Origin of the sequence: Methanoregula sp., assembly GCF_002835825.1 — an archaeon.
In the GTDB taxonomy this organism is placed as follows: Archaea; Halobacteriota; Methanomicrobia; order Methanomicrobiales; family Methanospirillaceae; genus Methanoregula.
Genome location: NZ_PIZH01000561.1, coordinates 1 through 1,350 on the forward strand (window position 1 = coordinate 1; position 1,350 = coordinate 1,350).

Annotated in this window: 2 protein-coding genes; both read right to left on the bottom strand. The window is 59.6% G+C overall.

Features of this window, described 5'->3' with window-relative positions; genetic code table 11:
• Window positions 1–303: 303 nt before the first annotated feature.
• The gene (locus tag CW742_RS13295; protein WP_292421171.1) at window positions 304–522 is read right to left on the bottom strand and encodes a hypothetical protein; all 219 of its coding nucleotides are present in this window, start codon (window positions 520–522) and stop codon (window positions 304–306) included.
• A gap of 58 nt (window positions 523–580) precedes the next feature.
• Window positions 581–1,350: hypothetical protein (locus CW742_RS13300; protein ID WP_292421174.1), on the bottom strand; the 770-nt coding region annotated here is incomplete at its 5' end.

Below are 1,350 nucleotides of genomic sequence, written 5' to 3' on the forward strand. Positions count from 1 at the left end.
GGGCGACAGACTCCGGGCGCCTTCATCCCCATCACAATTCAATATTGCCCATCGCAGGTTTTCTCCAGAGCAAAAATACGTTCACGCAGCTCTTTTGCGGGATGCAGGCATTGATTGCCGAATACTAATGATTGAAACCGAACCGGAGTCGCCATCGGGCCCCCCGCGGGGGTGGCGGCAGGGAGCCATCATATTTTCATCCGTGAACAGATATTTTCCCCGTTCGGATGTGATCGCACGCTCAGGTCCGTTTCTCCAGGGTCCGCACATTTCCTTACGCGGATTGCACGGGTCAGCCGGGCTTCAGAGGTGGCCGGCCTTCTTCAGCCAGAGCCCTGTGCCGATGTACAGGCAGGCAACTGCGAGGATCGCTGTAACGATCCGGCCGATTGCTTCCCAGTCCCCGGATTGGAAGGCAGTGTGCAGGAGAAGAGCAGCCCAGATGACTGCACCGGCTCCGAAGACTGCAACCAGCACAAGCCCGAGGATGCCCCCGGCGCCGACCATGACAAGGTCATCCATCAGGAGCGCCTCCCTTCTGCCATGGGGGCTGCCGGGCTGCCGGGTTTCTCATGCCCGTTCATTCCAGATACCCCGCAAGCACTTCATCATACAGCTTCCTGACATTCTCCCCCGTTCCCGGCATATCGGGGAATCCCCTGCAGGTACCCGTGCGGCCGAGATCGCGCAAAAGATCGATGCGGTACTGACTTGTCGACGGGAACCATCCCTGTGACTCGTAATACCAGGAGAGGTACTCCTGCTCGGTCTGACCGGGTGTCGGGATGAAGAGCGCCCGTTCCTTTTTGAGCTCGGCCAGTTCCATCATGGAGGTATACCCGGACCGGCAGACGATGCACCGTGCCCGGTTCATCAGTTCCTCCTTCTCCTGCGTTGTTGCATAGTTCTTCACCATGCATTCCGGGGTGCTGGTGTGCGTGTTCTTTCTGCCGGGGCTGCCGAGGAGGACCGCCGATGTCCCCTCAAGCCGTTCGATCTGCGGAAGGAGGATCCGTTCGAGTTCGGTCCGCTGCGGCTCCGGGCCGGAGATGAGGAAGAGGTAATCGAGATCGTTTGTTGTCGCCCGTTTCTCTGCACTGGTGAGGATTCCTGCATAGCAGACCTTGCTCCTGATCGCCGTGGTGTCCGCCCGGGAGAGTTTGCCGGCAAGCGAGGAGGGGCCGGGCGGATTGTCCGGTACGATGACCCGGTCATATTTTCCAAAGAGCCAGCCGTTGAGTTGTACCGCCGCCAGCTCAAACGGCCATGCAACGAGCGGCAGGTGGTAATGGAGCTGATGGGTGATGAACAGCGACGGTATTGTGCCGGAATAGACCCCGAGCCGGTTGG